Origin of the sequence: Aeromonas sp. SrichE-2G (genome assembly GCF_017939565.1) — a bacterium.
Lineage (GTDB): Bacteria > Pseudomonadota > Gammaproteobacteria > Enterobacterales > Aeromonadaceae > Aeromonas > Aeromonas taiwanensis.
In genome coordinates, this window is sequence record NZ_JAGKRG010000049.1 from 36897 (window position 1) to 63546 (window position 26650).

The following is a 26650-nucleotide window of genomic DNA, read 5'->3' on the forward strand; positions in this document are numbered from 1 at the left end:
TCAAAGGGGCGGAGCGGGGTTGCGAGTTAGCTTGCGGCCTTGTGCGCTGTCGACGCCAGGAAGTCCTGGGCGAAGCGTTGCAGCACACCGCCCGCCTCGTAGACCGCGACCTCCTCGGCGGTGTCGAGGCGGCAGGTCATGGGTACCTCGACCACCTCGCCGCTCTGGCGGCGAATGACCAGCGTGAGATCGGCGCGGGGCTGGCGCATCCCCACCACATCATAGATCTCGGTGCCGTCCAGCCCCAGGGTCAAGCGGGTGGTGCCCGGCTTGAACTCGAGCGGCAACACCCCCATGCCGATCAGGTTGGTGCGGTGAATGCGCTCGAAGCCTTCCGCCGCTATCACCTCCACCCCGGCGAGCCGCACCCCCTTGGCCGCCCAGTCACGGGACGAGCCCTGACCGTAGTCGGCGCCGGCGACGATGATGAGGGGCTGCTTGCGCGCCATGTAGGTTTCGATGGCCTCCCACATCCGCATCACCCGGCCGTCCGGCTCGACGCGGGCGAGGGACCCCTTCTTCACCGCGCCGTTCACCACCGCCATCTCGTTGACGAGCTGGGGGTTGGCGAAGGTGGCGCGCTGGGCGGTCAAATGATCGCCGCGGTGGGTGGCATAGGAGTTGAAGTCCTCCTCCGGCAGGCCCATCTTCGCCAGGTATTCTCCCGCCGCGCTGCTGCGCAGTATGGCGTTGGAGGGGGAGAGGTGATCGGTGGTGATGTTGTCCGGCAACACCGCCAGGGGCCGCATGCCGCGCAGGGTGCGCTCACCGGCCAGGGCCCCCTCCCAGTAAGGGGGACGACGGATATAGGTGCTTTGGGGGCGCCAGTCGTACAGAGGCGCCACTTTCGGTCCGTGATCTTCCTCGAGGGTGAACATGGGGATATAGACCTGGCGGAACTGGGACGGCTTCACCGAGGCCTTGACCACGGCGTCGATCTCTTCATCCGATGGCCAGATGTCCTTGAGGCGCACCTCCTTGCCGTCCACCACCCCCAGCACATCCTTCTCGATGTCGAAGCGGATGGTGCCGGCGATGGCATAGGCCACCACCAGGGGCGGGGAGGCGAGGAACGCCTGCTTGGCATAGGGGTGGATGCGGCCGTCGAAGTTGCGATTGCCCGACAGCACCGCCGTGGCGTAGAGATCCCGGTCGATGATCTCCTGCTGGATGGCGGGATCCAGGGCGCCGGACATGCCATTGCAGGTGGTGCAGGCGAAGGCCACGACGCCAAAGCCGAGCCGCTCAAGCTCGCTGTCCAGCCCCGCCTCTTTCAGGTAAAGCGCCACTGTCTTGGAGCCGGGCGCCAGGGACGACTTGACCCAGGGCTTGCGCATCAGGCCGAGCCGGTTGGCGTTGCGCGCCAGCAGGCCCGCCGCAATCACGTTGCGCGGGTTGCTGGTGTTGGTGCAGCTGGTGATGGCGGCGATGATGACGGCGCCATCCGGCAGCAGGCCGTCCGCCTCCTGGGCGCGGGCCTTGTCCAGACCCACGGCGATGCCCCGCGTGGCGAGTTCGGCCACCGGCAGGCGGCGATGGGGGTTGGAGGGGCCGGCCAGGGTACGCACCACGCTCGACAGGTCGAAGTGCAGCACGCGCTCGTACTGGGCGCCCGCCAGGGCGTCGGCCCAGAGGCCCGCCTCCCTGGCGTAGGTCTCCACCAGTTTCACCTGGTCGTCATCGCGGCCGGTGAGTTTGAGGTAGTCGAGGGTCTGCTGGTCGATGAAGAACATGGCCGCGGTGGCGCCGTATTCCGGCGCCATGTTGGAGATGGTCGCCCGATCGCCGAGGGTCAGGGCCGCGGCGCCTTCGCCGCGAAACTCCAGATAGGCGCCGACCACCTTCTCCTTGCGCAAAAATTCGGTGAGGGAGAGCACCAGGTCGGTGGCGGTGATGCCGGGCTGCGGCTTGCCAGTCAGTTCCACGCCGACGATCTCCGGCAGCCGCATCCAGGAGGCGCGGCCCAGCATGACGTTCTCGGCCTCCAGCCCGCCCACCCCGACCGCGATGACACCGAGGGCGTCCACGTGGGGGGTGTGGCTGTCGGTGCCGACGCAGGTGTCGGGGTAGGCAATACCGTGGTCCGCGTGGATGACGGGGGACATCTTCTCCAGGTTGATCTGGTGCATGATGCCGTTGCCCGGCGGGATCACCTCGATGTTCTTGAACGCCTGCCTGGTCCAGTTGATGAAGTGGAAGCGATCCTCGTTGCGGCGATCCTCGATGGCGCGGTTCTTCTCGAACGCATCGGGGTCGAAGCCGCCGCACTCCACGGCCAGGGAATGGTCGACGATGAGCTGCACCGGCACCACGGGGTTGACCTGGGCGGGATCGCCCCCCTGATCGGCGATGGCATCGCGCAGGCCCGCGAGGTCCACCAGGGCGGTCTGCCCCAGGATGTCGTGGCAGACCACCCGGGCCGGGAACCAGGGGAAGTCCCGATCGCGCTTGCCGTGCACTATCTGGCCGAGGCACTCGGTGAGAATGGCCGGATCGCACCGGCGCACCAGGTTCTCGGCGTGCACGCGGGCGGTGTAGGAGAGCCGGTCCCAGCTGCCGGGGGCGATGGCGTCGACCGCCTCACGGGCGTCGAAGTAGTCCAGAGCCGTGCCGGGCAGGGGCTTGCGATATTGATGGTTGATCATCACTTGCGCTCCTTGAGCGGCACGAAGGCCAGATCTTCCGGGCCGACGTAGTTGGCGCTCGGGCGAATGATCTTGCCGTCGATGCGCTGCTCGATGACGTGGGCCGACCAGCCGGCGGTGCGGGCGATGACGAACAGCGGGGTGAACATGGCGGTGGGCACCCCCATCATGTGGTAGCTGACGGCGCTGAACCAGTCGAGGTTCGGGAACATCTTCTTGGCATCCCACATCACGGCCTCGAGGCGTTCGGCGATGTCGAACATCTTGGTGCTGCCCTGCTCCTCGGCGAGCTCCTTCGCCACCTGCTTGATCACCTTGTTGCGGGGATCGGAGATGGTGTAGACCGGGTGGCCGAAGCCGATGATGACCTCTTTTCTCTCGATGCGGGCGCGGATGTCCGCCTCCGCCTCGGCCGGGTTCTCATAGCGCTTCTGGATCTCGAAGGCCACCTCGTTGGCACCGCCGTGCTTGGGCCCGCGCAGGGCGCCGATGGCGCCGGTGACGCAGGAGTACATGTCGGAGCCGGTGCCGGCGATGACACGGCCGGTGAAGGTGGAGGCGTTGAACTCGTGCTCGGCGTAGAGGATTAGGGAGGTGTGCATGGCGCGCACCCAGGAGTGGCGCGGCTTCTCACCGTGCAGCAGGTGCAGGAAGTGGCCGCCGATGGAGTCGTCGTCTGTCTCCACTTCGATGCGCTTGCCGTTGTGGCTGAAGTGATACCAGTAGAGCAGCACTGAGCCCAGGCTCGCCATCAGCTTGTCGGCGATGTCCCGGGCGCCCGGGTGGTTGTGATCGTCCTTCTCCGGGGCGAGGCACCCGAGCACAGAGACGGCGGTGCGCATCACGTCCATGGGGTGGGCGGAGGGAGGCAACTGCTCCAGGGCGGTTCTGACCCCGGTGGGCAGGCCGCGCAGGGCCTTGAGTTTGGCCTTGTAGGCGGCGAGCTCCGCCACGTTGGGCAGGTGCCCGTGCACCAGCAAGTGGGCTATCTCCTCGAACTCGCAGCTGGTGGCCACGTCCAGGATGTCGTAGCCGCGGTAGTGCAGATCGTTGCCGGAGAGGCCCACGGTACACAGGGCGGTGTTGCCGGCGGGGGTGCCGGAGAGGGCGACGGATTTCTTCGGCTTGAAGCCGGCGGTGGTTTCAGAAATGGCGCTCATCACATATCTCCTTGATTCAGTCCGTTGAGGCACCGGCCGCCGGCATGGGCAGCCGATGGTCGGTTATTCCTTGGTCGACGGGTCCTGGGTGAACAGTCTGTCCAGCGTCTGTTCGTAGTGGTGGTAGCCGAGGAAGTCGTAGAGGGACTCCCGGGTCTGCATGGTGTTGACCACGGCCCGCTGGTGGCCGTCACGGCGAAGCGTCTGATAGACGTTGAGGGCGGCCTGGTTGGCGGCGCGGGCGGCGCTCAGGGGGTAGAGCACCATGTCGACGCCGTGGGCCGCGAGCAGATCCTTGTCAAACAGCTCTGTCTTGCCGAATTCGGTCATGTTCGCGAGGATCGGCACCCCGGCGACCTGCTTGAAGCGGTCGTACTGGTCCAGCTCGGTGACCGCCTCGGCGAAGATCATGTCGGCGCCGGCTTCTGCATAGGCGGCGGCGCGCTCCAGGGCCGACCCCAGCCCCTCCACCGCCAGAGCGTCGGTGCGGGCCATGATGACGAAGCTCTCGTCCTGGCGGGCATCCACCGCCGCCTTGATCCTGTCCACCATCTCTGCGGTGGAGACCACGGCCTTGTTGGGTCTGTGGCCGCAGCGCTTCTGGGCCACCTGATCTTCCATGTGCACGGCAGCCACCCCGGCGCGCTCGAAGGCGCGGATGGTGCGGGCGATGTTGAAGGCGCCCCCCCAGCCGGTGTCGATGTCCACCAGAAGCGGTACCCGGGTGGCGGCGGTGATGCGTTCGGCATCGATCAGCACGTCGTTCATGGAGGTCATGCCGAGATCCGGCAGGCCATAGGAGGCGTTGGCCACCCCGGCACCGGAGAGGTAGAGGGCCTTGAAGCCGCTGCGCTCGGCCATCAGCGCCATGTAGGCATTGATGGTGCCGACGATCTGCAGGGGCTTCTCGTTGGCCAGGGCAGTGCGAAAACGCGTCCCGGCCGAGGGGGAGAGGTTGGACATGGTGACTCCTGTCATGGTGTTCATGTGTGGCTGTGGATACTGGCTGTGAATACCACCATCTCACACTACGTTTACGTTAACGTCAATTATGCTTAGGTCCAAGGCCCGTCCGCCTGTGGGCGTGAGGGCCTTCCTCTCTTATTAATCCAGGTAATTCAATAAGCTATCTATCCATGCCCCGGGCGGAGCTGGCCAGATGCCTCTGCTTGTTGTCGATGAGACAGCGGGAAAGGTGTCCCATGACGGCAAGTTCAAGGGAGAGGCGAGGGAGCCCGACCCTATGCGGTAATCCCCGGGACCGGCACCGGCAAGGTGGGCAAGAAACGGATCCGGGTGCAGGATCTCGGCGGGGCGGGCGAGGGTTGAGCCCCCATCACAAGACCGGACGAGGCCCCTCAGCCATCCCTACTCTTTGCGGGGGCATATTGTTGTGGCCGAAACGCTTGACTACGCTAATTGAGCCATTACACAAGAGGCATGCGCTATGGGTAAACAACAGGTTCATCTTGTCAACGAAGAAGTGGATTTTTCCGTTCATGAACAGCTGGTCTCCACTACGGATCTGCAGGGGGTCATCACCTATGCCAATGATAACTTTTGCCGGGTGGCGGGATACAGCCGGGCGGAGATGATTGGCCAGCACCACAACATGGTGCGCCACCCCGACATGCCCAAGGCGGCCTTTGCCGATCTCTGGAGCAAGCTGAAGCAAGGCAAACCCTGGCGTGGCATGGTGAAGAACCGTTGCAAGGATGGGCGCTACTACTGGGTGGATGCCTATGTCACCCCCATCTTCGAGCAGGGGCGGATCAACGGCTACCAGTCGGTGCGCAGCCGCGCCGTTCCCGAGATGAAGGAGGTGGCCGCCCGCACCTACGCCAGGCTGAAGGCGGTGGAGCGGGGGGAGCGCAAGGCCGTGCTGAGCCTGCGCCCAATGCGCCACGGGCTCGCCATCGTCGGTCTCTTGCTGATGCTTGCCGGTGGCATTTACGCGATGGGACCCTGGGCCCCCCTGTTCACCCTGCTGCCCCTGGTGTGGCTGGGGCTGCTCTACCGTCATGCCCTCTTCTCCACCCCCCGTTTCCTGCGCCAGCTCGCCGAGGAGTACGACAGCCTGACCCGGCTCATCTATTCGGGGGATGAGCCCAGCGCCATCGCCGACTTCCATATCAAGTTGCTGCAGGCCAGGATCCGTACCGTCCTTGGGCGGGTGGATGACGCGACCCTCTCCCTGCAGGAGCTGGCGGCCCATCTCAAGACTGCCTCCAGCGAGGCCAGCGCCGACATCGCCGAACAGGATATCCAGACCCAGCAGGTGGCGACGGCCATCACCGAGATGGCGGCGACGGCCCACGAGATCGCCCGCAACATCCAGGAGACGGACAACCAGATCGCCCATGCCAAGGCCCACTGCGAGCATACCGACCAGCAGCTGGAAGAGACCCAGCAGCGGGTCACCGAGCTCGCCACCCAGGCGGAGCACGCCTTCACGGCCGCCGTGGCGCTGGCCGAGGAGTCGGATCGCATCGGGGTGTTGATGAACGAGATCCAGGGGATCGCGGATCAGACCAATCTGCTGGCGCTCAACGCCGCCATCGAGGCGGCGCGGGCGGGTGAGCAGGGGCGCGGTTTCGCGGTGGTGGCGGACGAGGTGCGTACCCTCTCCACTCGTACCCACAAGGCGACCGAGCAGATCCAGGGCAGCATAGGGCAGATCCAGCGCACCCTGAACAGCTGGAAAGGGATGATGCAGCAGAACCTGCAGCAGACCCAGTCCTGCGTGGCCCTGACCCGGCAGGGATCTGAGAGCCTGCACGAGGTGCTGACGGAGATAGAGCGGGTGGTGGATCTCTCGACCCAGATTTCAGCGGCAGCCGAGCAGCAGCAGGCGGTGGTGGAAGACATCAGTCGCAACGTCAACGCCATCTCCCAGCACTCCCATACCAACAGCAGCAAGATGCAGGACATGGACGCCTCGAGCGACATCCTGCTCACCAAGGCGTGCCAGCTCAAATCCCTGGGGCAGACCTTCGGCTAGGTTTCGTCATTTCCGCCATGCAAGAAGGCCACCCCAGGGGTGGCCTTCTTGCATTGGATCGCGGCAGTGGTGAGAGTTGCTCTGCCTGCTCTGCCTGCTCTGCCTGCTCTGCCTGCTCTGCCTGCTCTGCCTGCTCTGCCTGCGCTGCCTGCGCTGCCTGCGCTGCCTGCGCTGCCTGCGCTGCCTGCTCTGCCTGCTCTGCCTGCCCTGTCAGCCGGATTGTTCCGCCAGGGTGATGAAGCTGCCGCTCTTGTCGCAGTACATGGCCTTGTCTGCCTGGATGAGCCACTGCTCCGGGCTCCAGTCATGCTGGTAGTGGCTGATCCCTATGCTGATCCCGACCTGCATTGGCTGGTCGTTCACCACGAAGGGGGCCTGCATGGCCTGGCGGATCACCTCGGCTATCTCCTCTGCCTGGTGGGTGGTGTACGCAGGCAGCAGCAGAATGAACTCATCCCCCGCCAGACGGGCGAAGTAGCACTGGTGGCCGATGGCATCATGGATCCGTCTGGCCAGCTGGCAGAGGATGGCATCCCCCTGGCTGTGGCCGAAGTTGTCATTGATGCGCTTGAAGTCGTTGAGATCGCAAAACAGCAGGCAGCCCGGGTTGGCGCTCTGTACCTGCTCCTTCAGCTGCTCCATCAGGCTGAGACGGTTTGGCAAGCCGGTCAGGGGATCGAGGCGGGCCAGCTGCAGTATCTCTTGCTCGCGCTGCTGGCGCAGGGCCACCTCCCGGTTCAGGCGCTTGTTGCAGAGCAGCAGATAGAGGGAAAGCAGCAGGATGAGGGCGCCCACTCCCAGGCTAAGCAGGAACCAGGGGCGCCAGAAAATCCACTGATCCGACGGCACCTGATAGAGGAAGCGGCGCAGGGCCACCGGTTTGGCCACGAGCCCTATCTCGACGAGCTGCTGCATGATATGGGCGAAGCGATCCGGATTCATATACCCGATCTCCACATAGAGCGGCTGGATCATCTCCTTGCTCATCTGTAGCTCGTATTCCATGTGGGCTTGGCTGCGGTTGACGCCATATTCCGTGCGCAGCAGGGTGATGGCTTCCTCGGGGTGGGCGAGGGCGTAGCGCCATCCCTTCAGGCTCGCCGCTCGAAAACGCGCCACCCGATCCGGGTTGAGCTGCTCCTGTGCCTGGGTGGTGAAGAGGATGTCGCTGTAGAAGTCGACGCCGTAATTGCGGGGGTTGATGACGGAGACCGAGATACCGCGCTCTTCCAGATAGAAGGGCTCGTTGCTCAGGTAGGCGTTGAAGATGTCTATCTTGCCCGTGATGAGATCGTCGATGTTGACCGAGGTCGGCACCGGGATGAGCTGGCGTTCGTGAAGCCCCTGATAGTAGAGGGTGGCCATCAGTTCGGCATCCTGATGGCCGGGAAACATCATGATCCGTTTGCCACGCATGTCGGCAACGGTGAGAATGCCGCTGTCGCGGCGGGCCAGGAAGATGGACGGAGAGTGCTGGTAGACGCTGGCGAGCGCCAGCAGAGGCTCTCCCCGGGCATAGCCGGTCAGCACCTCGGTATTGCCGACCCCGAAGTCGGCGCGCCCGGCCAGGACCTCCTGGACGGGGCTGATCCCCTTGCCGCCGGGACGGATCTCGACATCCAGTCCGGCATCGGCATAGAACCCCTTGGCCTTGGCCATGTGATAGCCCACAAACTGGGGCTGGTGCAGCCAGCGCAGTTGCAGGACCACCCGGTCCGGCTGGGCCTGGGGGCGTTCACTGGCCAGGAGGGGCGACGCATAGCTGGCGCCAAGCAACAAAAGCCAAAACAGGCATCTTCTCATTCGTGCGATTCTTGTGCTGAGGGTCCATGGGGATGGCCAGCAGGCCCGCATTCAATTTTTTAACATATTACATTCTAAAGGGTTATACATGTACCGGATACAGCTGCAGCACAAAGATTTCTTGGTGATCAACAAGAGCCCGGGTCTTGGCATGCACGACGACGCCGGCGAGCCGGGTCTGGTCAATCTGGTGCGAGCCGACACCGGGCTGGAACTCTACCCCGTTCACCGCCTCGACAAGATGACGTCCGGGCTGGTGCTGCTGGCCCGCACCCCGGAGGCAAACCGCGCCCTCAGCATGGCGTTTGCGGCGAGGGAGGTGAGCAAGCAGTATCTGGCGCTCTCGGATCGCAAGCCGAAGAAGAAGCAGGGCTGGGTGAAGGGAGACATGGAGAAGGGGCGTGGCGGCAGCTGGATGCTGACCCGTACCCAGGAGAATCCCGCCATCAGCTGGTTCGATTCGGTGTCGGTGCAGGAGGGGTTGCGCCTCTATCGCATCAAGCCCCAGACCGGCAAGACCCATCAGATCCGGGTGGCCTTGAAGAGCATAGGGGCCCCCATTCTCGGGGATGAGCGCTACGGCGGGACCGCGGCCGATCGCGGCTACCTGCACGCCTGGCGCCTCGCCTTCACCCTGGCAGGGGAGGCGTTCGACGTCGTCTGCCCGCCCGACGAGGGAGAGCGCTTCTTGCTGCCCGAGTTGCACACCGCCATCTCGGGCCTGGCCGAGTGAGCGATCAAAAGCGGACCCCAGGTTCGGGCTGGATCCTGGCGGATTTTGACGACACCCTGGCTCCCGGTGACAGCCACGCCGGCTTGTTGCGCCATATCCTGCGCCGCCGTGGCTGGCCGCTGCTGCTGTGGCCGGTGATCGCGCTGGGCGGGCTTGTCTATCTGCTGCCCCGCCTGCGCCGGCGGGGGCTCACGCTTATCTGGTGGGCCATCACCCTGGGGCTCTCTCCCCTGGCGTGGCGCGCTCTGGTGCGGGAGTACAGCCTCACCCGGCCCGGCCTGTACCCGGAGGCGCGCGCTCTCCTGATGGGGGAAGGGGCGCGTTGCTGGGTCATCTCCGCGAGTCCCCGTGCCCTGGTGCGCGCCCAGCTCCATCGGCGTTTGCCAAAGCTTCCTCACCGCATCATCGGCTCACGGATGTGCTATCGCGCCGGCGGCCTGGTCCCCCGTGTTTACTGCCATGGGTCGCGCAAGCTGCTGCCGGAAATCCGGCAGCTCGACGTCGCTCTTGCCTTGAGCGACAGCTTGCACGATCTGCCGCTGCTGGCGCTCGGGCGAGCGGCCTGGCTCGTCAATCCCACTCACCGTCGCCTGCAACAGGCCCGGGCCCGTCTGCCTCACCTCAGGGTGAAAACCTGGCGTCTGTAAGGCAAAGCTGACAGCCTGGCGACCCCGCCGGAGGCTGTCCGCAAGGTCGCGGCCTCAATGTCACATTTCATTTACATCTTGTGGCGGCGACCTCCGCCCAACTATCTGATGTCTGCCTCTTCTCTTTCGTCGTGCCGATACCTCTAATGAAACAAGTTATTAACAACGCCGGTGGTGGCTGTCTGTAGCGTCCTTCCGGTGTGACCCGTTTCGTCATCAGCCCATCGCAAGGAGCGCATCATGACCACCCCCTCTTCCCGTACTCACACCATCAACCCCCTCGGGACCGATGGCTTCGAATTCGTCGAGTACACGGCCCCGGATCTCAAGGGCATTGCGGCCCTCAAGGCACTGTTCGTCTCCCTGGGGTTTGCCGAGGTGGCCAAGCACAGGCACAAGCAGTGCTGGCTCTATCGCCAGGGTGACATCAACTTCGTGGTCAATGCCGAGCCCCACTCCCAGGCGGAGGAGTTCGCCAGGGCCCACGGCCCGAGCGTGTGCGGCATGGCGTTCCGGGTGGCCGATGCGGGCCTTGCCCAGCAGTACGCCATCGCCCAGGGAGCCAAGCCCTTTGTCGGCAAGATAGGGCCCATGGAGCTCAACATCCCCGCCATCTACGGCATCGGCGAGAGCACGCTCTCCTTTGTTGACAGGTACGGCGAGCGGGGATCCATCTATGACGTGGATTTCGTCTTCTACCCGGACTGGCAGGCGCGCATGGCCGAGGTGGACGCTGGGCTCTATGAGATCGATCACCTGACCCACAACGTCCACCGCGGCAACATGAACCTCTGGTCCAACTTCTACGAGCGGATCGGCAACTTCCGCGAGATCCGCTACTTCGACATCGAGGGCAAGCTGACGGGCCTGCATTCCCGCGCCATGACGGCACCCTGCGGCAAAATTCGCATCCCCATCAACGAGTCGGCGGACGACAAGTCCCAGATTGAGGAGTACCTGCGCCAGTACAAGGGGGAGGGGATCCAGCACATCGCACTCGCCTCCAATGACATCTACCAGACCATCCGCACCTTGCGCGGGCGCGGCACCGGCTTTATGCCGACCCCGGATACTTATTACGAGGGGGTAAACCGCCGGGTCGAGGGGCATCAGGAGGATCTGGCGGCGCTGAAAGCGCTGCGCATCCTCATCGACGGCTCGCCGACGAAGGACGGCATCCTGCTGCAGATCTTCACCGACACCGTCATCGGTCCCGTCTTCTTCGAGATCATCCAGCGCAAGGGGAACGAGGGGTTCGGGGAGGGCAACTTCCAGGCACTGTTCGAATCAATCGAACTGGACCAGATCCGCCGCGGCGTGCTGGATGGCGCCACGCAGGGCGAGAAAAACGGAGCACAGCGCGATGCGTAACTGGATAAGCTTCCCCCATCGGGAGGGGACCCACTCCCGCCAGGCCCACGCCGATCTGCCCGAGCAGGCCATCTACGAACGCGAGCTGGGGCGCTCGGGCTTCTTCGGCCCGGCCACCCACATGCACCACAAGCACGCCCCCACCGACTGGATCCAGTGGGAGGGGCCGCTGCGACCGCGGGCTTTCGACCTCAACAACTTGCAAGAGGAGGTCCGCTCCCTCTCCCCCTGGGTGATGCCGGATATCCTCAGCAACCCCCACTGCCGTTACCGGATCTGGCGCCTGCATGAGCCCATGCCGTTCCTGGTGCGCAACGCCGACGGCGACGAGCTGCTGTTCATCCACGAGGGGGGCGGCGAGTTCTATTGCGACTACGGCCACCTGACCCTGAGAGATGGGGACTACGTGGTGATCCCCCGTGGCACCATGTGGCGCATCGAACCCACGGCGCCGCTCTTCATCCTGATGATAGAGGCGACGGACGACAGCTATCAGCTGCCAGACAAGGGGCTGGTGGGCAACCATGCCATCTTCGATCCGGCGGCGCTGGACGTGCCCGCCATCGACGAGCGTTTCCTGGCCCAGCAGGACGAGAACCCCTGGTCACTGCAGATCAAGCGCCACAACCAGGTCTCGGTCGTCACCTGGCCGTTCAACCCCCTGGATGCCCAGGGGTGGCACGGGGATCTCTGCGTGGTGCGCCTCAACTGGCGCGACATCCGCCCGCTGATGAGTCACCGCTACCACCTGCCGCCTTCGGCCCACTCCACCTTCGTGGCGAGCCGGTTCGTCATCTGCACCTTCGTGCCGCGTCCCATAGAGAGCGATCCCGGTGCGCTGCGGGTGCCCTTCTACCACAGCAACGACGACTTCGACGAGGTGCTCTTCTACCACGCGGGGGACTTCTTCAGCCGGGACAACATCGAGCGGGGCATGGTCACCTTCCACCCCGCCGGCTTCACCCACGGCCCCCATCCCAAGGCGTTTGCGGCGGGCCTGGCCCATGCCAAGACGTTCACCGACGAGGTGGCGGTAATGCTCGATACCCGGGACGCCCTCATCGTCGGCGAGATCTGCGAGAAGGCCGAAAACAGTCAATATGTCACCAGCTGGCAGCGCCCAGGCACCAGCGGCAAATAAGGAATTCCCCATGAAATTGGCAACCCTGAACAATGGCAAACGGGACGGCGTCCTGGCGGTGGTCAGCCGCGATCTGACCCGGGCGGTGCACGTCAGCGAGCTGGCGCCCACCCTGCAGGCGGCCCTCGACGAGTGGGCAGAGCTTTCGCCGCAACTGGCGCTCGTCTATCAGCGGCTCAACGACGGCGACTGTCCCGATGCCTTCCCCTTCGATCAGAACGCCTGCCTCTCCCCCTTGCCACGGGCCTACCAGTGGGCGGACGGGAGCGCCTACGTCAACCACGTGGAGCTGGTGCGCAAGGCGCGTGGCGCCGAGATGCCGGAGAGCTTCTGGCACGATCCCCTGATGTACCAGGGGGGCTCGGACAGCTTCCTGTCGCCGCGGGGTCCCATCGTGATGGGCTCCGAGGAGTGGGGCATCGATTTCGAGTCTGAGGTGGCCGTCATCACCGACGACGTGCCCATGGGCACCAGCCCGCAGGCGGCCGCCAGCCACATCAAGCTCCTGATGCTGGTCAACGACGTGAGCCTGCGCAATCTCATTCCCGGCGAGCTCGCCAAAGGATTTGGCTTCTTCCAGTCCAAGCCCTCCAGCGCCTTCTCGCCGGTGGCCATCACCCCGGACGAGCTGGGGGAGGCGTGGCACGATGGCAAGGTGCATCTGCCGCTGCTGACCCATCTCAACGGCGCCCTGTTCGGTGCCCCCGACGCCGGGGTGGACATGACCTTCAACTTCCCCGAACTGGTCGCCCACGCCGCCCTGACCCGACCCCTCGGGGCGGGCTGCATCATCGGCTCGGGCACCGTCTCCAACTACGACAGAAGTGCCGGCTCCTCCTGCCTCGCCGAGCGGCGGATGCTGGAAATTATCGAGTCTGGTCAAGCCACTACACCCTTCCTGCGCTTTGGTGATACAGTGTCCATCGCGATGCAGGATCGCAACGGACTGAGTCTGTTTGGCACCATTTTGCAGCGGGTCATGCCGGCGGACGCCAGCCAGACGAAGTAAGAAAGCCGGCAAGGACAGAGGCCGGCCAGCGAGCGGCGGGTGCCCTTGCACCTGCCAACACAGGGACAGACTATGTTGCAGTTGTTTGGATATTGGCGTTCATCGGCAAGTTATCGGGTGCGGATCGTGATGCAGCTCAAGGGGCTCGACTACGAGCAGCATCCGATCAATCTACGGCAGGGAGAGCAGCGGGAGAAAGCCTACCGCCGGATCAATCCCCAGGGGCTGGTCCCCTTTCTGGTGGACGGCGAGGTGCAGGTCGGCCAGTCGGTGGCCATCATGGAGTACCTCGACGAGACTTACCCCGCTCACCCCCTGATGCCGTCCGCCCCCCTGGAGCGGGCCCGGGTGCGCCAGATCGTCAACATGATCGCCTGCGACATTCACCCCCTCAACAACCTGCGGGTGCTGAACTACCTGGGGGAGCACTTCAGGGCGGGCAAGGAGCAGGAAGCGGCCTGGTATCGCCACTGGATTGACGAGACCTTCAGCGCCCTGGAGCAGCTGTTGATGACCACCGCCGGCATCTATTGCGTCGGCAACGAGGTGACCCTGGCGGACTGCATGCTGGTGCCCCAGGTCTACAACGCCCGTCGCTTCGACATGACCCTGGACGACTACCCCACCATCAATCGCATCGTCGCCAACTGCGAGCAGCTGCAGGCCTTTATCAAGGCCGCCCCCGCCAATCAGCCGGATGCGCAGGTCTGATGCCAGGGCATCGGTTTCGGTAGGCGCACAGTGCCGCGTTTGACAGATCGGGCGATAGCTGCGACGCCGTGACGAATCGCTGACATGAAAAAGCCCCTCTCAGGAGGGGCTTTCTGCTATCCGGGGCTGTGCCTTGGCTCAGTAACCCTGCTGGTGGACGTCCATCACGGCGCGACCGGACGGGTCGGCCATCTCCTTGAACTTGGCATCCCACTCCAGCGCGGTCGGGGTGGAGCAGGCGACCGACTTGCCGTAGGGCACGGTGCGGGCGGCGGACTCCAGCGGGAAGTGCTCGTCGAAGATGGCGCGGTAGTAGTACGCCTCCTTGGTGAGCGGGGTGTTGATGGGGAAGCGGAACGCCGCCGCCTCGAACATCTGATCCGTCACTTCCTGCTCGACCATGGCTTTCAGGCTGTCGATCCACGAATAACCCACGCCGTCGGAGAACTGCTCCTTCTGGCGCCACGCCACCTCGTGGGGCAGCAGATCCTCGAAGGCTTCGCGCAGGATGTGCTTCTCGATCTTGCCCTTGCCGCACATCTTGTCGGCGGGGTTGAGGCGCATCGCCACGTCCATGAACTCCTTGTCGAGGAAGGGCACGCGACCCTCCACGCCCCAGGCGGCCATGGACTTGTTGGCCCGCAGGCAGTCGTAGAGGTGCAGGGCAGACAGCTTGCGCACCGTCTCCTCGTGGAACTCTTTAGCATTCGGCGCCTTGTGGAAGTAGAGGTAGCCGCCAAACAGCTCGTCGGAGCCTTCGCCGGAGAGCACCATCTTGATGCCCATGGCCTTGATGTAGCGCGCCATCAGGTACATGGGGGTGGAGGCGCGGATGGTGGTGACGTCATAGGTCTCGAGGTGATAGATGACGTCCCGCAGGGCATCCAGGCCCTCCTGCACCGTGAAGTGGATCTGGTGGTGGATGGTGCCGAGGTGGTCGGCCACCTTGCGGGCGGCGGCGAGATCCGGGGAGCCTTCCAGACCCACGGCGAAGGAGTGCAGCTGGGGCCACCAGGCTTCGCTCTTGCCGTCGTCTTCGACCCGGCGGGCGGCGTAGAGCTTGGTGATGGCGGAGATGACGGACGAATCCAGACCGCCGGAGAGCAGCACGCCGTAGGGCACGTCACACATCAGCTGGCGCTTGACCGCCGCTTCCAGGGCGGCCTTGAGCTCGGCTCTGTCGCTCTGGTTATGCTCGACCGCACCGTATTCCATCCAGTCGCGCTTGTACCACTGTTTGAGCTCGCCATCCTTGCTCCACAGGTAGTGTCCCGGCGGGAAGGTTTCGACGCTCTTGCACACCGGCACCAGGGCCTTCATCTCGGAGGCGACATAGAAGTTGCCGTGCTCGTCGCGGCCGGTATAGAGAGGGATGATCCCCATGTGGTCGCGGCCGATGAGGTAGGCATCCTGCTCGGCGTCATAGAGGATGAAGGCGAAGATGCCGTTGAGATCGTCCAGGAAGGCGGGGCCCTTCTCCTTGTAGAGGGCTAGCAGCACCTCGCAGTCGGAGTGGGTCTGGAAGCGGAAGTCGACCTTGAGGTTCTTCTCCAGCTCCTTGTGGTTGTAGATCTCGCCGTTGACGGCCAGCACGTGGGTGCGCTCGGGGTTGTACAGGGGCTGGGCGCCGTTGCCCGGGTCGACAATGGCCAGGCGCTCGTGCACCAGGATGGCCTTGTCGGAGCTGTAGACGCCGGACCAGTCAGGCCCGCGGTGACGCAGTCGCTTGGACATCTCCAGGGCCGATTTGCGCAAGGTGGCGGAGTCGGTCTTGATGTCCAGAATGCCGAAAATAGAACACATTGGCGGTAATCCTCTTGATTTTTATATGAGCCCCCCACGTTTGGGCTCGAAATTCCATTTACATTCCTCGCCAATCACAATGCCTAGCGGAAAACCCTTTTGCAAGCGGGAAAACCGCAGAAAATCATGCCGTAAGCGTCAAGCTGCGCCAGGGGATGGCGACCGTCCGGTCGCCGGGGAAGGGAGTGAGGTTGACGTGCGCGTCAGGTCGCGGCAGGTTCGAAGATCACGTAGAGCTTGCGGCAGGGGACCAGGGTCTCCCACTCGCCGACAAAACCGGCGGGAATGACGAACTGATCCCCGGGTTTCAGGTGCAGCTGGCCGCCCTGACCGTCGTGGATGCACGCCTCGCCCTCCAGCATCTGGCAGTATTCGTGCTCGGTGTAGTGCACGGCCCAGCGGCCTGCCTCGCAGGACCAGAAGCCCACGTGAAACTGCTGGCTGGGGTCGGAGTAGTGATTCCAGGCGATCTGAGACGGGTTGCCCGCCCTGATGCGATCCCTTGCCGGCATCAGCGGGGTGGGGGAGACGGCGTGCTTGTCCAGCAGGATCCAGTCGTTCAGGCTCTTCATGGTGCGTCCTTGCGGTGGCGGGGAGCATCCTGCTCCCGTTTAGTTTGTTTAACAATGTTGCGCTTACGTTAAACGATGCCGGCCCCCTTGCCAAGGGGGCCGTGCTGGTGGGTTGCCGTCCGGGCGAGGTGGCGAGGGGATCAGACGATGTCGATGTCGACCACGGAGTCGAAGATGTGGTTCGGTCGAAACGGCATGCGGTCGATGTCCGCCACCTTGCTCACCCCGGAGAGCACCAGTACCGTCTCGAGACCGGCCTGGAAGCCTGCCAGGATGTCGGTGCGCAGGTTGTCGCCGATGATGAGGGTGTTGTCGGAGTGGGCCTCCATCCGGTTGAGCGCCGCGCGGATGATCCAGGCACTCGGCTTGCCCACGTAGAACGGCTTCTTGCCGGTCATCCGTTCGATGGGGGCGCACAGGGCGCCGCAGGCCGGGTACATCAGGGGACCGTGGGTATCCGGGTTGGTGGCGATGAAGCGGGCACCCTGATCCACGAACTTGGCGCCGAGCTGCATCATGCTCCAGTTGTAGTTGCGGGTCTCGCCCACCACCACGAAGTCGGGGTCGATGTCGGTGATGGTGAAACCGGCCTTGTAGAGCTCGTGGGTCAGGGCCCCTTCACCGATCACATAGGCCTTTTTGCCATCCTGGCGCTTGAGAAAATCGGCGGTCCCCATGGCGGAGGTGTAGAAGCACTCCTCGGGTACCTCGATGCCGGCGGAGCGGAAGCGGTTTTGCAGATCTTTCTGGGTCTGGGCCGGGTAGTTGGTGAGAAAGAGCAGCTTGCTGCCCTGCTCCAGCAGGCGGTGGACGAAGCGATCGGCACCGGGCACCAGATCGTTGTTGTGCAGGATGACGCCGTCGATGTCGCAGATGACGCTTTTCTTCATGAATACTCCTTGTCGGGCACAGGCGCGGGGGCGAAGGCTCCCACCTTTTAATGTCTTCAATCGGTTATGGTTTTTGTGTCGCCATTATAAGGTGCTTTGATGACAAGTCTCCCTCGGCGCGACAGATGGGTGCACAATGAAAGGGAAGGAGGGCGTCGCCCTGGCCGCGCCCGAACCGGATCTGACGATGGAGCCGTCACCATGGATACCTTTATTGCCGATTTGCCCAAGCTGGAACTGCACCTGCACATCGAGGGCACCCTGGAGCCCGAGCTGATGTTCGCCCTTGCCCGGCGCAATGGCGTGGCGCTGCCCTGGCCCGACGTGGCGAGCCTGCGCACCGCCTATGAGTTCGACAGCCTGCAATCTTTTCTCGACCTCTACTATCAGGGGGCCAGCGTACTGGTCACCGAACAGGACTTCTTCGATCTCACCTGGGCCTACCTCGAGCGCTGCGTGGCGGATCACGTGGTCCACGTGGAGATCTTCTTCGATCCCCAGACCCACACCGCCCGCGGCATCCCGTTTGAGACGGTGCTCGGCGGCATAGAGCGGGCGTTGAAGGATGGCGAAGAGGCCTTCGGCATCAGCTGGCGGCTCATCATGAGCTTCCTGCGCCACCTGAGCGAAGAGGAGGCGTTCGCCACCCTGGCAGAGGCCGAGCCGCACCTCGCGCGTCTGCACGGGATTGGTCTGGATTCGAGCGAGCTGGGCAATCCCCCCGGCAAGTTTGCCCGGGTGTTTGCCCGATGCCGCGAGCTGGGACTGCCGGCGGTGGCCCATGCGGGGGAGGAGGGGCCGGCGGACTACATCTGGCAGAGCATCCAGGAGCTGCAGATCCGGCGCATCGATCACGGGGTGCGCTGCAGCGACGAGCCCGAGCTGGTGCGCTACCTGGCGGATACCCGGCTGCCGCTCACCGTCTGTCCGCTCTCCAACGTGCGCCTCAGGGTGTTCGACGAGATGGCGCACCACAATGTGCTGCACCTGCTGGAGCAGGGGCTCTGCGTCACCATCAACTCCGACGACCCGGCCTATTTCGGCGGCTACATGGGGGCGAACTTCCGGGCTCTGGTGCAGGGGCTCGGTGCGAGCCGGGAGCAGCTCTGCCGTCTGTGCCTCAATGCGGTGGAGGCCAGCTGGCTCGATCTGGCAGACAAGGTGCGCCTGACCCGGGAGATCCGTGGCTATGCCGCGACCCACGGGGTGATCCTGCACTGATGGCCTGCGCCAGCCTGCCGCCCGCGCAATATGCGTAATAAAAGAGAGGCCCGCCAGAAATGGCGGGCCTCTCTCGTCTCGGGGGGCGGCCGAGGATCAGGCCCCTTCGGCCTCATAGACGGGGTAGTCGGTCAGCCCCTTCTCGCCGCCGCCAAACAGGGTGGCGGGATCGTGGGGGGCGAACGGGTAGCCGTGACGCAGCCGGTTCGGCAGATCCGGGTTCGCCACGAAGGGGCGACCGAAGCCTATCATGTCCGCCCAGCCCGCCTCGATGGCGGCCCGCGCCCGCTCACCGTCGTACTTGCCCGCATAGATGAGGGTGTTGGGGAAGGCATCCCGCAGCCCCTGTTTGAAGCTCTCTGCCATCAGGGGAGCGTCGTCCCAATCCGCTTCCGCGACGTGCAGGTAGGTGACATTGAGGCGGCCCAACAGGCGGGCGGCGGCCAGATAGGTCTCCTGCGGATTGGCGTCCACTGTGCCGTTCAAGGTGGTGAGCGGCGCGAGGCGCACCCCAACCCGATCGGCGCCGATCTCCTGGCTCACCGCCTCGGTCACCTCTTTCAGGAAGCGCAGCCGGTTCTCAAGGGATCCGCCGTAGCCATCGGTGCGGGCGTTGGATTCGGAGTCGAGGAACTGGTTGATGAGGTAGCCGTTGGCGGCGTGCAGCTCGATGCCGTCGAAGCCCGCCTCCATGGCGTTGCGGGCCGCCTGGCGAAACTGCCCCACCACGGCGTCGATGTCATCCTGGGTCATGGCGCGGGGGGTGACCGTCTCGACAAACCCCGGGGCATCGCTGCCGTTGTCGACGAACACCTTGACCCCTTTCGCCTGAATGGCGGAGGAGGAGATGGGCTGGGCGCCGCCGATGTTGTCCGGGTGGGTGACCCGGCCCACGTGCCAGAGCTGGGCGAACATGGTCCCCCCCTTGGCGTGCACGGCGTCCGTGACCCGTTTCCAGCCGGCCACCTGTTCGGCGCTATAGATCCCCGGCGTCCAGGCATAGCCCTTGCCCATGGGGTCGACTTGGGTGCCCTCGCTGATGATGAGGCCTGCGTCGGCACGCTGGGCGTAATAGGTCGCCATCATGGCGTTGGCCACATCGCCGGGCTGACTGGCGCGGGAGCGGGTCATGGGGGGCATGACGATGCGGTTGTTGAGGTGCAACTGGCCGAGGCGAAGGGGGCAGAACAGGGGATCGTGGTTCATGGTGAACTCCTCGTGTTGGAATGGAGGAGACTCTAGCGGTGATGACCATTGCGAAAAAGAGGGGAGATTGCAGAAGAGAATTGCCGTTTTCACAGCAATAGCCCTGATCCCGTGGCGGACACCACGAGAAAGAGGGCCCGGGGACCCTCTTGTCATATGGCGACTCTGGCTCAGGCGTCGATAGGGGTCACCCGAACCCGCTCGATGCGACGCTCGCTCACCCCCATGACCTCGAAGCGGAACTGGCCGAGGTGCAGCTGTTGACCGGCCTCGGGCAGGCTGCCGAAGTGGGAGAGCAGCATGCCCGCCAGCGTCACGTACTCGTCGCTCTCGCTCACCAGACCGTCGCAGTTCAGGGCCTGCTCGACCTGGTGGATGTTGGTGCTGCCGTTGATAAGCCAGCCTGCGCCATCGATGACCACGTCTGGGGCCTCGTCCTCGTCCGGCAGCTCGCCCACGATAGCCTCCAGCAGGTCGTGGGTGGTGACCAGCCCCTGGATGACGCCGAACTCGTCCGCCACCAAGATGAGGCTGCCGCGTGCCTGGCGCAGCTCCGCCAGCAGGCGGATCACGTTGATGGTCTGCGGCACGATTATGGGGTCGTTCTGTCTGGCCAGCTCGGCCAGGGATTGCCCCTCGTTGAGGGCAAACAGCAGATCCCTGGCCTTCACCACCCCGATGATCTCGTCCAGCTCCCCGTCGCAGACCGGGAACAGGCTGTGAGGGGCCCGCTGCAGCAGGGTGCGGATCTCCTCGGCGCTGTCATTCACGTCGATCCACTCCATCTCGGCCCTGGGGGTCATGATGGTGCGGATGGAGCGCTCGGCCAGGGAGAGCACGCCGCTCACCATGTAGCGCTCTTCCTCACCGAAGCCGGGGGGCAGGGGGGCATCCTGCTCCTCTTCTTCGTCTTCTTGCGGGTGTGCGGGGCGCTTGTTGCCCCCCATCAACTTGAAGATGGCAGCCGTGGTGCGCTCGCGCAGGGGCTGGCGGGCCTCATGGCGCAGGGCACTGCGCTGGGCCAGCTGGTTGAAGAACTCGATGAGCACCGAGAAGCCGATGGCCGCATAGAGGTAGCCCTTCGGAATGTGGAAGCCGAAGCCCTCCGCCACCAGACTGAAGCCGATCATCAGCAGGAAGCTCAGGCAGAGCACCACCACAGTGGGGTGGGCGTTGACGAAGCGGGTCAGGGGCTTGGAGGCGAGCACCATCACCACCATGGCGATGGTCACGGCGGCCATCATGACGCCGAGGTGATCCACCATGCCGACGGCGGTGATGATGGAGTCCAGGGAGAAGACCGCATCCAGCACCAGGATCTGGGCGATCACCACCCCGAACCCGGCATAGACACCGGTCGCCCCCTGCTCCTCCGGTTTGGCCTCGAGCCGCTCGTGCAGCTCGGAGGTCGCCTTGAACAGCAGGAAGAGACCGCCTCCCATCAGGATGAGATCCCGACCGGAGAAGGGGTGATCCCAGACATGCAGAATGGGGGTCGTCAGGGTGACCAGCCAGGACATGACGCTGAGCAGCCCCAGGCGCATCAGCAGGGCCAGGGAGAGGCCGATGATGCGCGCCTTGTCCCGCTGGGCGGGGGGCAGTTTTTTCACCAGGATGGCGATGAAGACCAGGTTGTCTATCCCGAGTACGATTTCCAGGATGATCAGGGTGAGCAGACCGACCCAGATAGAGGGGTCCAGCAAGAATTCCATGTAATAAACCTCAGTTAAAACAGATGCGGCGAATATGGGTCACGGCAAGGGGACCGTGGAGAGCTGGGCATCTCGTCAGAGGCGTTGGTTGAGCAGGTACAGATAGGCTTTGATGGGGAAAGACGAAGGGCTACTTCGGGGATTGTCCATGATGGGCAATAAAACCTCGGGTCAAAAGTGAGCCCTGATGATAACGGCTCGCAGCCATTTGGCAATAGGTCTGTGATGGCCCTGTGACGAGGGGGTTGCCAGGGGGAGGGACGGGCTGGCGGCGTGCGCATCAGCCGCATCAAGGGATTTTCACGCGGGGCCTGTCGGCCCCGCGTGCGATCGGGTCGTCGGTCGGGATCAGAGCCAGCGTTTCTCCCGGGTGAAGCAGACCGACAGCCAGGCATCCCCCAGGGTGTCGCCGAGGCGGGACCAGAGCTCCTGACGCAGGGCGTCCTGACGCTCGACGGGCCACTCCTGGCCCGGGGCCACCAGGATGTTGAGTTCGAGATCGAAACGGCGGCCGCTCTTCGCCAGGTGGCTGTAGCACTCGATGCCATGGCGCTGGCGCAGGGCCTCGACTTCGTGGGCGACCAGGCGGGATACGTCCCCCTTGGGAGCGATTTTCAGCACCTCCCGCAGGTTGCGACCCAGCACCTTGACGGGGATGAGGGTGGCGCACAGGGCCAAGAGAGAGACCAGCACGGGGTCTATGTAGCGGTTGTAGTGGCCATGACCGATGGCATCGAGGCCGATGGCGACCAGGAAGCCGACGAGCAGGGTGGCGCTCAGCAGGGTATCCACCAGCCACTCCTTGGAGTCCACCCGCACCAGTTCGGAGTTGACCCGTTCGGCCACGTCGGCCTCGATGAGGTAGAGGACACCGCAGAAGAAGGTGGAGACGGCGGCGTAGATGAGGGCATGGCCGAGGTCTATCTCCCGTCCCCCCGCCAGCAGGGAGGTGATGCCGCCATAGAGGGCGCCGAGACAGAGCAGCAGAATGATGGCGCCGTTGATGACGTTGGCGATGGGTTCGAAGTGGGCGTAGCCGTACTGGAAGCGGGCGTCGGAGGGGCGGGTGACCAGGTAGGCGGTGATGAGACCCAGGCCCGTCATGCCCATGCTGAACAGGGTGAAGATGCCGTCGAGCATGATGGCGTTGGAGCCGACGAAGAGGCCATAGCCGATCCCGAAGATGGCAAAGGTGATGCAACCAAACAGCGACAGGGTCAGCGCCTGTTTTTCGGTGCGGATAAGCGTACTGATAACATGGCTGTAATGAGCCATAAAAGTCCTCCTTTCAAATGGTGAAGATTGCGCGCGCAAGCGGTTTTCTAGCTGATATACTGCCCGCTCACATGTGAGCGGACTGGTTCGGGAGCCCGCGAAGAGGCTGGCCCGAACGGTCGTTGTCGCCGGAACTCCGGCATCAAGCAAAGGAAGGGAACAAGGATTCATGATCCCGAGACTCGATTACCAGGACAGTTTGTCACCTACAACCCTGCAGTTTCTTGAGTTGCTGGCGCGCTCAGCATTTCGTGGTGATATCGAAAAGTCTTATGCAAGCCGGTTGGCGATGGCGACGGATAACAGCGTCTATCAGGTCGTACCTCAGGCGGTGCTCTATCCGCGCAGCGCGGATGATATAGCGGTGATGCTCAAGCTGGCCCAGGGGCCCGAATACGCGGCCTTGAGTTTCTTCCCTCGCGGCGGCGGTACCGGCACCAATGGTCAGTCCTTGGGCGGCGGCATTATCGTCGATCTCTCGCGCCATATGAACCAGATCCTGGAAATTAATCTGGACGAGGGCTGGGTACGGGCCCAGGCCGGGGTGGTGAAGGACCAGCTCAACGCCTACCTCAAACCCCATGGCTACTTCTTCTCACCGGATCTCTCTACCTCCAACCGCGCCACCCTGGGGGGCATGGTCAACACCGATGCCTCCGGGCAGGGGTCCCTCGTCTACGGCAAGACCTCGGATCACGTGCTGGGCCTCAAGGCCGTGCTGGAGAATGGCGACATCATGGTCACCGAGCCGGTGACCGGCCAGCGTCTGGCGGACAAGCTGGCCCTGGAGAGCCGCGAGGGGGAGATCTATCGCACCCTCTATCGTATCGGCAAGGAGCGGCGCGCCGACATCGAGGCGACCTTCCCCAAGCTGAACCGCTTCTTGACCGGATACGATCTCAAGCACCTTTATATCCCCGAGAGCGACACCCTGGACGTGAGCCGGGTGCTGTGCGGCTCGGAAGGGTCTCTGGGCTTTATCACCGAAGCCAGGCTCAACATCACCCCCATTCCGCGCTACCGGACCCTGGTCAACGTCAAATACGACAGCTTCCCCTCGGCGCTGCGCAACGCCCCCTTCATGGTGCAGGCTCACGCCCTGTCGGTGGAGACCGTGGACTCCCGCGTGCTGGGGCTGGCCCGGGCTGACATCATCTGGCACTCGGTGAAGGATCTCATCCAGGACGTGCCGGGCAAGGATCTGCAGGGGCTCAACATCGTCGAGTTTGCGGACACCGACGAGGCCGAGCACCAGGCCAAGGTAGCCGAGCTGTGCCGGCGCATCGATGGCCTGCTGGCCAGGGGAGAGGCCGGGGTCATCGGCTATCAGGTGTGCGACCACCTGCCGAGCATCGAGACCATCTACGGCATGCGCAAGAAGTCGGTGGGGCTGCTCGGCAACGCCGAGGGGCGCAAGAAGCCGGTGGCTTTCACCGAAGACACCGCGGTGCCGCCGGAGTCTTTGGCAGACTTCATCATGGAGTTTCGCGCCCTGCTCGATGCCCATGGCCTCGACTACGGCATGTTCGGCCATGTGGATGCGGGGGTGTTGCACGTGCGCCCGGCGCTGGACCTGTGCGACCCCGAGCAGGAGGTGTTGCTGCGGCGCATCTCGGATCAGGTGGTGGCGCTCACCGCGAAATACGGCGGCCTGATGTGGGGGGAGCACGGCAAGGGATTCCGCTCCGAATACAGTCCCGCCTTCTTCGGCGAGCTGTGGGAGGAGCTGCAACGGGTCAAGGGAGCCTTCGATCCCCAGAACCGCGTCAACCCGGGCAAGATCTGCATGCCTTATGGCAGCGGCGCTTCGCTTGTCTCGGTGGACGGGCCCAAGCGCGGCAAGTTCGACAGGCAGATCCCGGTCGCGGTGCGGGAAAGCTATACCCGGGCTCTGGACTGCAACGGCAACGGTCTGTGCTTCACCTTCGAGACCGACTCCCCCATGTGCCCCTCGGTCAAGATAAGCAAGGACAGGCGTCACTCCCCCAAGGGACGGGCAGGGCTGATGCGCGAATGGCTGCGCCAGCTGGCGGAGCAGGGGTTCGATCCCCTGAGTGAGGAGGTAGCGCTGCAAAGCGGCGGTCTGCGCGTGAAGCAGATTGTCGACAAGTTCCGCAATACGGTGGCCCGCGCTCGGGGCCAGTATGACTTCTCCCACGAGGTGATGGAGGCGATGGAGGGGTGTCTTGCATGCAAGGCGTGCACCAGCCAGTGCCCCATCAAGGTGGATGTGCCCACCTTCCGCGCCCGCTTTATGCAGCTCTATCACAGCCGCTACCTGCGTGGCCCCAAGGATTACTTCGTCGGCACAGTGGAGAGCTATACCCCCCTGCTCGCCAAGGTGCCCAAGCTGGTCAACTTTTTCCTCGAAAAAGAGTGGGCCCAGAAGGCGGCCGAGAAGAGCATCGGCATGGTGGACGTGCCGCTGCTCTCCGTGCCGACCCTGGCCGAGGAGCTGCGCGATCACAAGGCCCGCTACTTCGACCTGCCGGGCCTCGAGGCCATGGGCCCCGAGCAGCGTAAAAAAGTGGTGCTCATCGTGCAGGATCCCTTCACCAGCTACTACGACGCCCCCGTGGTGCGTGACCTGGTGAAACTGGCCAGCAAGCTCGGCTACCAGCCTTATCTGCTGCCGTTCAAGCCCAACGGCAAGCCCCAGCACGTGAAGGGATTCCTGCGCGCCTTCGCCCGCACCGCAGCGAGCAGCGCCCAGTTCCTCAACAAGGTGGCGGCGCTGGGCATTCCCATGGTGGGGGTGGATCCCTCCCTGGTGCTCTGCTATCGGGATGAGTATGCCAAGGCCCTGGGCCCGGCCCGCGGCAACTTCCAGGTGCTGCTGCCCCAGGAGTGGCTGCTCTCCCTGCCGGCGGATGCGTTGCCGGTGCGCGAAGAGGTCGCCGCCGAGCCCTGGTATCTGTTCGCCCACTGTACCGAGAAGACCGCCAAGCCGTCGACCCACGGCGACTGGAGCACCCTGTTCAGCCGCTTCGGCGCCAGGCTGCAGCCGGTCTCGGTCGGGTGCTGCGGCATGGCAGGCACCTATGGTCACGACGCCAGGCAGGTGGAGAACTCCAGAGGGATCTACGGTCTGAGCTGGGCCGAGCCCCTGGCACGCCTGCCCAAGGAGCGCTGCCTTGCCACCGGTTATTCGTGCCGCAGCCAGGTCAAGCGGATGGAGGGGGAGAAGCTCAGGCACCCGCTGCAGGCCCTGCTGGAACTGGTCTGATGCTCAGCTTCCCCAAGGGATTCCGGGTGCCAAAGGCGTATCGGCACCCGCATTTCCTGCTGCTGCCTGCCACGCCCTCCCAGGCGGTGCTGGAGTTTGTCGCCATCCTGCGCGAGCGGGAGCAGCTCCACCAGCTGTTTCGGCCGAACGACCCCTGGCCCTCGGCCGACTTCAGCCTGAGCCAGCACGAGGCGGATCTGGAGTGGCAGGAGTCAGAGTTTCTGGCCAAGCGCTCTTTTGCCTATGGCCTCTGGAGCCCGGAGCGGGAGCCGCAGTTTTGGGGCGGTGTCTACCTCTATCCCTCCGTGTTGCCAGAGGTGCAGGTGGAGCTCTTTTTCTGGAAGGTGGCCGAGGCGCCGCTCACCGATGGCGAGCTTGAGGCCGAGTTGCGCGCCTGGCTTGGCAAAGTGTGGCGCTGGCCCGAGCCGCGTCTGCCGGGGCGAGAGATGCCCTGGGTCGAGTGGCCCGGGGTGACCTACCCCTGGTGAGCTCCAGCCCGGATACCGGATGCCCCACGCGGGGCA

Annotated in this window: 20 protein-coding genes; 10 read left to right on the top strand and 10 right to left on the bottom strand. The window is 64.3% G+C overall.

Annotation, left to right across the window (positions count from 1 at the left end; genetic code table 11):
- Positions 1 to 26: 26 nt before the first annotated feature.
- From acnD to prpB, 3 genes are all read right to left on the bottom strand, one after another.
- A complete protein-coding gene (gene acnD / locus J9885_RS15115; RefSeq protein WP_210549930.1) occupies positions 27 to 2645 on the bottom strand; it encodes a Fe/S-dependent 2-methylisocitrate dehydratase AcnD in 2619 nt (872 codons plus the stop codon).
- Entirely contained in the window at positions 2645 to 3796 is a 1152-nt protein-coding gene (gene prpC, locus J9885_RS15120; RefSeq protein ID WP_200872255.1) for a 2-methylcitrate synthase, read from the bottom strand. The genes acnD and prpC overlap by 1 nt, the downstream gene beginning before the upstream one ends.
- Positions 3797 to 3868: 72 nt before the next feature.
- Complete coding sequence (prpB, locus tag J9885_RS15125; RefSeq protein WP_210549931.1) at positions 3869 to 4768, bottom strand: methylisocitrate lyase; 900 nt, start codon at positions 4766 to 4768, stop codon at positions 3869 to 3871.
- Positions 4769 to 5252: 484 nt separating this feature from the next.
- On the opposite strand from prpB, the gene J9885_RS15130 reads away from it, so the two are divergent.
- The gene (locus J9885_RS15130) at positions 5253 to 6806 is read left to right on the top strand and encodes a PAS domain-containing methyl-accepting chemotaxis protein (protein WP_043759767.1); all 1554 of its coding nucleotides are present in this window, start codon (positions 5253 to 5255) and stop codon (positions 6804 to 6806) included.
- Between the two features lie 210 nt (positions 6807 to 7016).
- Here J9885_RS15130 and J9885_RS15140 read toward each other — a convergent pair whose 3' ends face one another.
- A complete protein-coding gene (locus J9885_RS15140) occupies positions 7017 to 8609 on the bottom strand; it encodes a GGDEF domain-containing protein (protein WP_210549933.1) in 1593 nt (530 codons plus the stop codon).
- An 88-nt stretch (positions 8610 to 8697) separates the two neighbouring features.
- On the opposite strand from J9885_RS15140, the gene J9885_RS15145 reads away from it, so the two are divergent.
- From J9885_RS15145 to maiA, 6 genes are all read left to right on the top strand, one after another.
- Positions 8698 to 9342 carry a TIGR01621 family pseudouridine synthase gene (locus J9885_RS15145; protein WP_210549934.1) on the top strand — a complete coding sequence of 215 codons (645 nt, stop codon included), beginning with the start codon at positions 8698 to 8700 and terminating at the stop codon, positions 9340 to 9342.
- Positions 9339 to 9989 carry an HAD family hydrolase gene (locus J9885_RS15150; protein ID WP_210549935.1) on the top strand — a complete coding sequence of 217 codons (651 nt, stop codon included), beginning with the start codon at positions 9339 to 9341 and terminating at the stop codon, positions 9987 to 9989. Before J9885_RS15145 ends, J9885_RS15150 begins: the two co-directional genes overlap by 4 nt.
- A gap of 240 nt (positions 9990 to 10229) precedes the next feature.
- On the top strand, positions 10230 to 11360 hold the full coding sequence (hppD, locus tag J9885_RS15155) for a 4-hydroxyphenylpyruvate dioxygenase (RefSeq protein WP_043759776.1): 1131 nt from the start codon (positions 10230 to 10232) through the stop codon (positions 11358 to 11360).
- Complete coding sequence (locus tag J9885_RS15160) at positions 11353 to 12501, top strand: homogentisate 1,2-dioxygenase (protein WP_210549936.1); 1149 nt, start codon at positions 11353 to 11355, stop codon at positions 12499 to 12501. The genes hppD and J9885_RS15160 overlap by 8 nt, the downstream gene beginning before the upstream one ends.
- 10 nt (positions 12502 to 12511) lie before the next feature.
- Positions 12512 to 13510, top strand: coding sequence for a fumarylacetoacetate hydrolase family protein (locus tag J9885_RS15165; RefSeq protein ID WP_043759780.1), 999 nt, complete (start codon positions 12512 to 12514; stop codon positions 13508 to 13510).
- Between the two features lie 72 nt (positions 13511 to 13582).
- Positions 13583 to 14221: a maleylacetoacetate isomerase gene (maiA, locus tag J9885_RS15170; RefSeq protein ID WP_167576661.1), complete on the top strand. Its 639-nt coding sequence runs from the start codon at positions 13583 to 13585 to the stop codon at positions 14219 to 14221.
- Positions 14222 to 14359: 138 nt separating this feature from the next.
- On the opposite strand, the gene asnB is transcribed toward maiA, so the two are convergent.
- The 3 genes from asnB to J9885_RS15185 form a co-directional block, all read right to left on the bottom strand.
- Complete coding sequence (gene asnB / locus J9885_RS15175) at positions 14360 to 16024, bottom strand: asparagine synthase B (RefSeq protein ID WP_043759785.1); 1665 nt, start codon at positions 16022 to 16024, stop codon at positions 14360 to 14362.
- Between the two features lie 203 nt (positions 16025 to 16227).
- Positions 16228 to 16596 carry a cupin domain-containing protein gene (locus J9885_RS15180; protein WP_134695634.1) on the bottom strand — a complete coding sequence of 123 codons (369 nt, stop codon included), beginning with the start codon at positions 16594 to 16596 and terminating at the stop codon, positions 16228 to 16230.
- Positions 16597 to 16736: 140 nt separating this feature from the next.
- Entirely contained in the window at positions 16737 to 17486 is a 750-nt protein-coding gene (locus J9885_RS15185; RefSeq protein ID WP_210549937.1) for an HAD-IIA family hydrolase, read from the bottom strand.
- A gap of 201 nt (positions 17487 to 17687) precedes the next feature.
- Between J9885_RS15185 and J9885_RS15190 the strand changes: the two genes are divergently transcribed.
- Complete coding sequence (locus J9885_RS15190) at positions 17688 to 18707, top strand: adenosine deaminase (RefSeq protein ID WP_134695633.1); 1020 nt, start codon at positions 17688 to 17690, stop codon at positions 18705 to 18707.
- A gap of 96 nt (positions 18708 to 18803) precedes the next feature.
- On the opposite strand, the gene J9885_RS15195 is transcribed toward J9885_RS15190, so the two are convergent.
- The 3 genes from J9885_RS15195 to J9885_RS15205 all read right to left on the bottom strand — a co-directional run bounded on the left by J9885_RS15195 (position 18804) and on the right by J9885_RS15205 (position 22900).
- The gene (locus J9885_RS15195) at positions 18804 to 19913 is read right to left on the bottom strand and encodes an alkene reductase (protein WP_210549938.1); all 1110 of its coding nucleotides are present in this window, start codon (positions 19911 to 19913) and stop codon (positions 18804 to 18806) included.
- Between the two features lie 170 nt (positions 19914 to 20083).
- Complete coding sequence (locus tag J9885_RS15200) at positions 20084 to 21625, bottom strand: TerC family protein (RefSeq protein WP_210549939.1); 1542 nt, start codon at positions 21623 to 21625, stop codon at positions 20084 to 20086.
- A 348-nt stretch (positions 21626 to 21973) separates the two neighbouring features.
- The gene (locus J9885_RS15205; RefSeq protein WP_210549940.1) at positions 21974 to 22900 is read right to left on the bottom strand and encodes a cation diffusion facilitator family transporter; all 927 of its coding nucleotides are present in this window, start codon (positions 22898 to 22900) and stop codon (positions 21974 to 21976) included.
- Positions 22901 to 23069: 169 nt separating this feature from the next.
- On the opposite strand from J9885_RS15205, the gene J9885_RS15210 reads away from it, so the two are divergent.
- Together J9885_RS15210 and J9885_RS15215 are read left to right on the top strand one after the other, a co-directional pair.
- A complete protein-coding gene (locus tag J9885_RS15210; RefSeq protein WP_210549941.1) occupies positions 23070 to 26126 on the top strand; it encodes an FAD-binding and (Fe-S)-binding domain-containing protein in 3057 nt (1018 codons plus the stop codon).
- Entirely contained in the window at positions 26126 to 26614 is a 489-nt protein-coding gene (locus J9885_RS15215) for a hypothetical protein (protein ID WP_043759803.1), read from the top strand. Before J9885_RS15210 ends, J9885_RS15215 begins: the two co-directional genes overlap by 1 nt.
- Positions 26615 to 26650 lie beyond the last annotated feature (36 nt).

Excerpts from the sequence above, each read along its gene's own strand:
- acnD (WP_210549930.1), bottom strand. The coding sequence starts at position 2,645 with ATGATCAACCATCAATATCGCAAGCCCCTGCCCGGCACGGCTCTGGAC.
- prpB (WP_210549931.1), bottom strand. The coding sequence starts at position 4,768 with ATGTCCAACCTCTCCCCCTCGGCCGGGACGCGTTTTCGCACTGCCCTG.
- J9885_RS15130 (WP_043759767.1), top strand. The coding sequence starts at position 5,253 with ATGGGTAAACAACAGGTTCATCTTGTCAACGAAGAAGTGGATTTTTCC.
- J9885_RS15140 (WP_210549933.1), bottom strand. The coding sequence starts at position 8,609 with ATGAGAAGATGCCTGTTTTGGCTTTTGTTGCTTGGCGCCAGCTATGCG.
- J9885_RS15145 (WP_210549934.1), top strand. The coding sequence starts at position 8,698 with ATGTACCGGATACAGCTGCAGCACAAAGATTTCTTGGTGATCAACAAG.
- hppD (WP_043759776.1), top strand. The coding sequence starts at position 10,230 with ATGACCACCCCCTCTTCCCGTACTCACACCATCAACCCCCTCGGGACC.
- J9885_RS15160 (WP_210549936.1), top strand. The coding sequence starts at position 11,353 with ATGCGTAACTGGATAAGCTTCCCCCATCGGGAGGGGACCCACTCCCGC.
- J9885_RS15165 (WP_043759780.1), top strand. The coding sequence starts at position 12,512 with ATGAAATTGGCAACCCTGAACAATGGCAAACGGGACGGCGTCCTGGCG.
- maiA (WP_167576661.1), top strand. The coding sequence starts at position 13,583 with ATGTTGCAGTTGTTTGGATATTGGCGTTCATCGGCAAGTTATCGGGTG.
- asnB (WP_043759785.1), bottom strand. The coding sequence starts at position 16,024 with ATGTGTTCTATTTTCGGCATTCTGGACATCAAGACCGACTCCGCCACC.
- J9885_RS15180 (WP_134695634.1), bottom strand. The coding sequence starts at position 16,596 with ATGAAGAGCCTGAACGACTGGATCCTGCTGGACAAGCACGCCGTCTCC.
- J9885_RS15185 (WP_210549937.1), bottom strand. The coding sequence starts at position 17,486 with ATGAAGAAAAGCGTCATCTGCGACATCGACGGCGTCATCCTGCACAAC.
- J9885_RS15190 (WP_134695633.1), top strand. The coding sequence starts at position 17,688 with ATGGATACCTTTATTGCCGATTTGCCCAAGCTGGAACTGCACCTGCAC.
- J9885_RS15195 (WP_210549938.1), bottom strand. The coding sequence starts at position 19,913 with ATGAACCACGATCCCCTGTTCTGCCCCCTTCGCCTCGGCCAGTTGCAC.
- J9885_RS15200 (WP_210549939.1), bottom strand. The coding sequence starts at position 21,625 with ATGGAATTCTTGCTGGACCCCTCTATCTGGGTCGGTCTGCTCACCCTG.
- J9885_RS15205 (WP_210549940.1), bottom strand. The coding sequence starts at position 22,900 with ATGGCTCATTACAGCCATGTTATCAGTACGCTTATCCGCACCGAAAAA.
- J9885_RS15210 (WP_210549941.1), top strand. The coding sequence starts at position 23,070 with ATGATCCCGAGACTCGATTACCAGGACAGTTTGTCACCTACAACCCTG.
- J9885_RS15215 (WP_043759803.1), top strand. The coding sequence starts at position 26,126 with ATGCTCAGCTTCCCCAAGGGATTCCGGGTGCCAAAGGCGTATCGGCAC.